The following is a 7,806-nucleotide window of genomic DNA, read 5'->3' as shown; positions in this document are numbered from 1 at the left end:
AACATCCCCTGGTGCTGCACGATGGAACGCGCGGAGAAGGGCCGCTTGTCGGCGCCCGCTGCCTCGCGGGCCTGCCAGTCGCGGTAGGCAAGGGTGGGATTCGAGAGCCAGAGGGTATCCATTCCAGTCATGCCATTGTTATATACTGAATTTGGCTTTCCCCAACATCAGGCCGCCTCGTTGAGGCGGTTTTGCTGCCAGAAGCGGGGGGCAGAGGCGAGGCCGCCCCCGGGTATTACGCCGTGCAGACACGCGCGCCCGCGTCAGGGCATAGCGTGGATAGCTTCCATCCAGCATCTCCGCGATTTCGCGCAAGCGGCGCTCCTGGGAAAAGCAGCAAGCCAACAGGCACCGGTCGGCGCAGTAGCGCAGGACCTCGTGGAGCAGGGCGTAGCGCTTTTCGTCCGGGAAATGCAGATTGCCTTCCTTGGCCCAGGCGCGAAAGCCGGCATGGGTCAAGATTAGGACTGCAGGCCTTTCGGAATGACGGCGGCAGGAAACTTGTTGGGCTTGCACTGCTGTGGCGATTTGCCGCTGCGGAACATTTCCTGCAGAAAGGCGACGGCTTCCATCAGCGGGGCGTCCGCCACGCGACCATCAATATCGAGGCCGACAAAGACATGGCGGATGTTGCGCTTGATAACGCGAGACAAGGCAACGTAGTGCTCCCACTCGAATCCGGTCTTGTCGAATGCGACGTTGCTCATGTAGTTCGAGACCCGCTCGAAACGCTCCAGGGGAAGCAGCGAAAAGGCTTTCTCCCTGACGCTGGCAAACGACGCGTGGCGCGGGATCGTGTCGTCGACGAAGAGGTGCAAGACCTGGCCGGCGGCCTTCAGATCGGTGCTCGCCTCAGCAAGGGCATTCTGGGCGGCGTCATTGGCAGCAAGGCTCGCAGATTTTTCGTACTGGCCGACCAGATGAATGAAGGCATCGATCAGGTTGTCGTTGATTTGGCGGAAGCGGTGATAGGCAAAGCACAGCAGAAGCAGCCGCCGGATGCCAGCCGGCATGCGCTGCAGCTTGTACACGGTGTAGAACTTTACGAGGGAGGCGTAGTACCGAATGCTATCGTTGGAGATCCCGGATTTCTCCAGGAATTTCTTCCCGAACTCATGCAGGGGCGCGAAGAACTTCCTGCGATCGGACTCCGCACGAAGTTCCTTGTAGCTGAAGTCTTTCGGCTCTCGCTTGAGGATGTTGACCTGGTACATCGACTCATCGGCGCTCAGCATCGCATCGAGCTGCTCGGAGATCTTAGTGGTGAGCGCCTTGCTGAGCAGGTCCGAGACGCGGCGGCGTTCCGCGCTCACGACGCGGCCGACCATGTCCTGCAGGAACGTGTAGATGGGCAGGACAATCCTGTGCTGCTTCAGATGCTGGAGTATTTCCCGAAGGATGTAGACTGGCTGCGTGGAAAGCATGGCCAGGCGCTGCGCGCGATGCTCAAGTTCAGCCTTGGCGTCGGCGTCGCAAAGGCGGTAATTGCACAACTCAAGGATGATGTCCTGCAACCCACGCTGGGTCGGGGCGGACGGCACGCTGATGGTGCCGGGCTTGCGATCCGGGAAGTACCGGGCCAGGATGTGGCTCAAGTCGTCCTGGACGTCATCAGGCTCGTAATCGAAGAACTGGGGCTTTGCCTTGAAATAGCCGAGCTGCAAGATCAGGTGCACCGCAACCGCTACCGAGCGGGAATCCACGAGCTGCTGCTCGAGCTCGTCCAGGGCGAAGTAGGCATGCCGGTCTTCTTCGGTAAAGCGCGGGAGCGCGTACAGATCGTCGATCTCCTGCCGGGTCAGGATCGTCAGTCGGTGCGTATTGGCAGCCATCAGGGCGCGTGTTCTTGTTGTCCGCCGGTTTTCCGGCGTGGCCTCCAGGATCGTTGCGATTCCCCGGAAGTTAGCGCGTCCGCTTCATTGGCCGTGCGGGCGCCGGCGCGCCCTGGGCCTGGAGTTGTCCTTGTAATTGCGCGACCTGCCGGGTGAGTGCATCGCGCTCGCGCCGCAGTTCACGCAATTCGTCGAGGACGCTGACGAGCTGCGTCTCATGCCGCTCCGCCAGCCGGCGCTGCTCGGCGGCATCGGCCGAGATGCGCTGGACGTCGGCGACGAGTTGCTCGTTGCGCTGCTGCGTTTTCGAGAGGGCGGCCTCGGCACGGCGCTGCGCTTCGCGGGCTTCATCGGCCTGCAGCATGACGCGCTTTTGCACGCCTTCGAGCCGGGCGGTGGCCTGGTCCACCTCGGCCCGCATGGCGGCATCATGCTCGGTGCGGGCGGCCTGCCGCGACTCAAGTTCACGGGCGTGTGCAAACTGCAGCTCCCGCAGGGCCGTGTCGGCGTTTGCGCGCAGGACGTCGCGTTCGGCGGCGGCGGCCTGGGCCTGGTGCGTGGCGGTGTCGCGCTCGGCCTGCACGCGCGCGAGTTCCGCGGTGGTCGCAGCAAGCCGTCCCTGCTGGTCATCGATCTGGCCGCGCAGCGTCTGCACTTCGGCCTGAAGCCCGGCGTTGGTGGTCGCCAGCGCATCCGCACGTGTGGTGGCGGCGACGGCTTCGGTTTCCAGGTCTTCACCCCGCACGGCAAAGACCTGCTCGCCGTGCTCGATGGCCAGCGCCCAGATGGACATCATGGCATTGGCCACGGCCGGTGGCAGTGCCTCGGAAAGGGCGTCGTTGCGCGTCTGCTCGTCCTTCCAGAGCTTGAGCTCGTCGTTGATGGTCGTGCGGCTGCCCTGGCGGATTTCCGCGTAGATCAGGTCGACCGTGACTTGGTGCGGCCGCCGGCCGGCGGCAACTAAGCGGGCAGCGGCTTCACGTGTGCGCAAGCGGGTATCGGTGATGCGGCTCATCGGTAACTTGGTGTAAAGCGGCCCAGGAATGAAGGTTTCTGACCCGAAGTTATTGATATATGATCATATCAGGTAATGTGCATAACGAAATGAGCTAGTAATTTACGATAACTCCCATAATCGGAAGTATCTCGGGTGTACGATGCGAGACCCCGCCGAAAATTCGTGTCAGACCCATGAACCTGTCCGCGACCGAAGCCGCTCTCCCGCTCGCGCTCCCCAGTAGCCTCGATGGCCACGACGGCACCAATCGCGCACACGGTGTCAGCCGGCTGATCGCCGCCGATACCGACCTCGACGCTGCCCGCTTGTGGCTGGCCGAGTACGCGAACTCGCCGCACACGCTGCGCAGCTACCGCAAGGAAGTGGTGCGGCTGCTGATCTGGGCCACCCGCACGCTAGGCAAACCACTATCGAGCCTCACACGCGAAGACTTCCTGCTCTATGAGCAGTTTCTGGCAGCACCGTCTGCAGACTGGGCCGATCCCACGCTGCCACGGCGCGGGGGCGCACGACGGCTGTTTGACGGGCCGCTGTCCGAGCGTAGCCGGCGCCAGGCACTCGGCATCCTGTGCGGGCTGCTCAATTACTTGGTGGCCGCCGGCTACCTTGCCGGCAATCCGCTGGCGCTCAGACGCATCCATTCATCAGGCCCTGTGCGCAGCCGCCGGGTGGAGCGCTATCTCGATCATGCGCTGTGGCAGGCCGTCCTTGATGCCATCGAGACCTGGCCGCGGGGTACTTCACGCGAGTGCCAGCATTACGAGCGCAGCCGATGGCTGATCCGTTTGCTGTATCACACCGCCTTGCGCGCCAGCGAGGCGGCCAACGCCAAGGCCAGGGACTTCTTCCAGCGCCGCGGCCGCTGGTGGCTGCACGTGATCGGCAAGGGTGGCACTGAGGGCGAGGTGCGGGTCGCTGATGCCCTGATGGCCGACTTCGCCCGCTACCGCACGTTCCATGGGCTGGCACCGATGCCGTTGCCAGCCGAAGACACGCCAGCCGTGATGAGCGTCGCCGGCAACGACGAGCGGCACCTGACGCCGACCGCCATCTATCTGATCGCCAAGGAAATCTTCCGCCGAACCGCCGACACGCTCGAGCCAACCGATCCGGCTGGCGCGGCCACCTTGCGCCGGGCCTCGACGCACTGGCTGCGACACTCGGCAGCTTCACATCAGGCCGACGCCGGCACGGATATTCGCTTTATCCAGAAGAACCTGCGCCACGCCTCGATCGAGACGACCGGGATCTACCTGCACGCCGAAGACGATCGCCGGCATGCCCAGACGACTCAGGCGGGAACAGAATCGGCACCCGCTGCGTTTCCGCCCGATCATCTCCCCGCATAGAATGCTTCCCGCGTTGTCAATCCGAATCTCTCTGCCAATGTCTGTTTCCTATAACCCCAAACAAATCGCGCAATGGCTAGACTCCTACACGGTAGCGAAGGCGCGCCCCTACGCGAGTGCCGTCTCGGAGTTACGTTGGATCGGCGAGGACACCTTGGCAGGCTTGGTGCAGGGCACGCGGAAACATCCCTACGATGTGCGCGCGTATTTCCACGACATTGATGAGGACATGTGGATGGAAGGAGAATGCACGTGCCCAGTCAGCTATGACTGCAAACACGTGGCAGCGCTGCTGATCGCGGGTCTTGCACATCAGACGAAGCCGCCGGCCAGCGGCGTGCGTGCCGAACTGGTGACCTGGCTTGAAGGGTTTCGTGCTCGGCGAACCGCCGCCGATCCCGCTACCAAAAAAAAGCCCGCCAAGGTGACGCACGCCCTGGCTTACGTGATTCGACAATCGACTCGTGGCGCCGAGGTCCGTATCTACAAGGCTCGCGTGGGCGCTGACGGAATCATTCGCTCGCTTGATGATCCGTGGCAGAACGTCGAGAAAGCGCTGATCGAGCCGCCGAAGTTCGTCAGCAAGGAAGATCTGCCGATCCTGCGTGGCTTGTGGCTGGGCCGCTCACATGCGTCCTATAGCGGCAGCTTTGGGCTGCAGGGCACAACCGGTGCCGCCATTATCGAGACCCTAATTGCCACCGGGCGTGCCTTCACCTCCTTTGCGCCACCAGGCTCCCGCGCCCCAGGAACGGACTGTGTGGTGCATCGCGGGGTCGAACGTGGCGCTCAGATATCGTGGCAAGAGCAGCCCGACAGCCGCGTAAGACCCGTCCTGCAGGCCGATCCCCCTGCCACGCTGTTGCTAACAAGTATCCAGCCATGCTGGTACGTGGACGCGCATTCTGGCGAAGCCGGCATCCTCTCCATGCCATGGTCCGCCGAACAGCTCGTGGATTTCCTGTCAATGCCGGCCATTTCGCTGGAGGAGGCAGCGCTCGTAGGCAATGTGCTGCGTGAAGTGGCTGCCGAGCTACCAATGCCGCCCGCGGGCGACGCGGCATCCGTGCCGGTCGTCAACACAGAGCCCGTGCCCGTACTGACGCTCGATACGCGACCGACCTGGGCATCGTTGCAAGACTTTGTGACAGTCAGCTTTGATTACGCTGAGTACAGTTTGCCGGCGCACAGCAACACGACGCTTGTCCGAACCTCCGGCGGCAACGTCGTCCAGATCAGGAGAGACGCCGAGTTCGAACGGACACGCCTGACGGAGTTGCACAAGACCGGGTTCAGGAAAATACGGACCGACCATCTATTCGGGCCCAGGCCGTTCCCGGAAGGCCTGCTTGGTCTTGAGCACGACAGCGACTGGCCCGACATCATGAAGCTCGCGCTGCCCGCGCTGCAGGCCAGCGGCTGGCGCGTTGTCATGAGCGACGACTTCCGGCACAACGTGATCGAGATCGACGCGATTGACGGCAGCCTGCGCCAGAGCGGGGACGGTTGGTTCGATGTCGAGATGGGCATCACCGTCAATGGCCGCACGGTTCGTCTGGAACCGCTGCTCGCAGACCTCTTTGGTCGGGATTCGCGCTGGCTGTCCGGCAAGCTCGAAACCATCGCCGACAATGAAGCGATCGATCTGACGACCGACCGCAATGAGCGGCTGCGCCTGCGTGCCGACCGGCTCAAGCCGGTCGTGCGCGTGCTGATCGACCTGTTCGACTCGCTCGACACCGGCATGCGCGTGCCCGCGTGGGACGCGGCTCGCTTTCACGCCCTGGACCAGACCGGGCGCTGGCAGTTCCATGGCGATGCCTCAATCCGACAACTCGCGCAGCGCCTGATGGCCGGTCCTGGCGTGACAGACGTACCGGTGCCGCGTGGCCTAAAAGCCGACTTGCGCCCATATCAGCGTCAGGGCCTTGCCTGGATGCAGTTCCTGCGCGAACACGAGCTTGCTGGCGTACTCGCTGACGATATGGGCCTGGGCAAGACGATCCAGACCCTTGCTCACATCCTCACCGAAAAGGAACGTGGCCGGCTGGACCGGCCCGCGCTGATCGTCGTGCCAACGACCCTCATGCACAACTGGTGCGAGGAAGCGCAGCGCTTCGCCCCGAAGTTGCGGGTCCTGGATCTGCACGGTCCCCAGCGCCACGAGCGCTTTGACGAGATCGGAGAGCACGATCTCATCCTGACCACTTACGCCTTGCTGTGGCGTGACCAGGAAATCCTTGCCCAACACGAGTATCACCTGCTGATCCTGGACGAGGCCCAGTACGTCAAGAATGCCGCAACCAAGTCCGCGGTGACCATCCGGGAACTCCGCGCAAGGCACCGCCTGTGCCTGACGGGCACGCCGCTCGAAAACCATCTCGGCGAACTGTGGTCGCAGTTTGACTTCCTGCTGCCAGGCTTTCTTGGCACCCGACAGGATTTCACCCGGCGCTGGCGCAGCCCCATTGAGAAAGGTGGCGACGCCATACGGCGTGACCTGCTCGCGCGGCGCATTCGGCCATTCATGCTGCGCCGGCGTAAGGATGAGGTCGCGACCGAGTTGCCACCGAAGACGATGATCGTGCGCACAGTGGAGATCGAGGGCGCGCAACGGGACTTGTACGAAACAGTGCGGACCGCCATGCAGGAAAAGGTCCGTAACGCCGTCGCTGCCAAAGGCCTCGCGCGCAGCCACATCATCGTGCTCGAGGCACTGCTCAAACTGCGCCAGGTCTGCTGCGACCCGCGGCTCGTCAAGATCAAGCAGGCCGCGCGAATCAAGGAGTCGGCCAAGCTTGACCTGTTGCTCGACATGTTGCCGGAAATGATCGAGGAAGGCCGCCGCATCCTGCTGTTCTCGCAGTTCACCAGCATGCTCGACCTCATTGCGGCGGCTTTGGATAAAGCCGGGATTCCATACGTTATGCTGACTGGGGAGACCACCGATCGCGTCACGCCCGTCAAGCGTTTCAAGCAAGGGGAGGTGCCGCTGTTCCTGATCAGCCTGAAGGCCGGTGGTGTTGGCCTGAACCTGACGGTGGCCGACACCGTCATCCACTACGATCCCTGGTGGAATCCCGCCGTGGAAAACCAGGCCACCGACCGCGCTCACCGTCTCGGCCAGGACAAGCCCGTATTTGTCTACAAGCTGATCACCGCCGGCAGTGTCGAAGAGAAGATTGTCGCGATGCAGGAGCAGAAGGCGGCGCTTGCCGAAGCGATCCTGTCGGAAGATGCCGCAGGCGCCGTCAAGTTCTCCACCGATGATATCGAGGCGCTGTTCGCGCCCATACCAGGCGTATCGGCGCACGCATCGGAAACCCCATCACGCTCGCACACGCGGACTGAAACGTAGCGCTACCGATTGACTATACATTCCACCATGACCGTGAGATCAAAGGCTTCATTTCGCAGGAGAAATGATGTCGTACGATGAGATTCCAATCGACGCCAAAGCCCTGGCGGCCATCGGATCGGAACGCGTGGCGACACTGCTTGCCGAGGTCGCTATCGCGAACCCTAGGGAAAGGCTGATTTAATCGACGAGAGTGTCGACGTTGAGCAGCTGTGAAGCGTTGATAGACTAAGGACGACCAGCGAGCTA

5 protein-coding genes are annotated in these 7,806 nt (G+C 62.7%); 2 read left to right on the top strand and 3 right to left on the bottom strand.

The features are described 5' to 3' along the window. Nucleotides 1–138: 138 nt before the first annotated feature. From A3A5_RS41010 to A3A5_RS0108815, 3 genes are all read right to left on the bottom strand, one after another. Nucleotides 139–459: a hypothetical protein gene (locus A3A5_RS41010; protein ID WP_198293117.1), complete on the bottom strand. Its 321-nt coding sequence runs from the start codon at nucleotides 457–459 to the stop codon at nucleotides 139–141. A 2-nt stretch (nucleotides 460–461) separates the two neighbouring features. Then, nucleotides 462–1,832: a DUF4158 domain-containing protein gene (locus A3A5_RS0108820; RefSeq protein ID WP_018310234.1), complete on the bottom strand. Its 1,371-nt coding sequence runs from the start codon at nucleotides 1,830–1,832 to the stop codon at nucleotides 462–464. Between the two features lie 70 nt (nucleotides 1,833–1,902). Further along, on the bottom strand, nucleotides 1,903–2,847 hold the full coding sequence (locus A3A5_RS0108815; protein ID WP_018310233.1) for a DNA-binding protein: 945 nt from the start codon (nucleotides 2,845–2,847) through the stop codon (nucleotides 1,903–1,905). 176 nt (nucleotides 2,848–3,023) lie between these two features. Here A3A5_RS0108815 and A3A5_RS0108810 point away from each other — a divergent pair, with 176 nt between their 5' ends. Together A3A5_RS0108810 and A3A5_RS37975 are read left to right on the top strand one after the other, a co-directional pair. After that, nucleotides 3,024–4,199 (top strand): tyrosine-type recombinase/integrase, encoded by a 1,176-nt coding sequence (locus A3A5_RS0108810; protein ID WP_018310232.1) that lies wholly within the window; start codon nucleotides 3,024–3,026, stop codon nucleotides 4,197–4,199. A gap of 37 nt (nucleotides 4,200–4,236) precedes the next feature. Continuing rightward, nucleotides 4,237–7,557 carry a DEAD/DEAH box helicase gene (locus tag A3A5_RS37975; RefSeq protein WP_035812097.1) on the top strand — a complete coding sequence of 1,107 codons (3,321 nt, stop codon included), beginning with the start codon at nucleotides 4,237–4,239 and terminating at the stop codon, nucleotides 7,555–7,557. The last annotated feature ends 249 nt before the right edge of the window (nucleotides 7,558–7,806 follow it).

This window comes from Cupriavidus sp. UYPR2.512 (assembly GCF_000379565.1).
Lineage (GTDB): Bacteria > Pseudomonadota > Gammaproteobacteria > Burkholderiales > Burkholderiaceae > Cupriavidus.
Note: the sequence above shows the minus strand (reverse complement) of the source record. Positions and strands in the feature narration are given on the sequence as shown.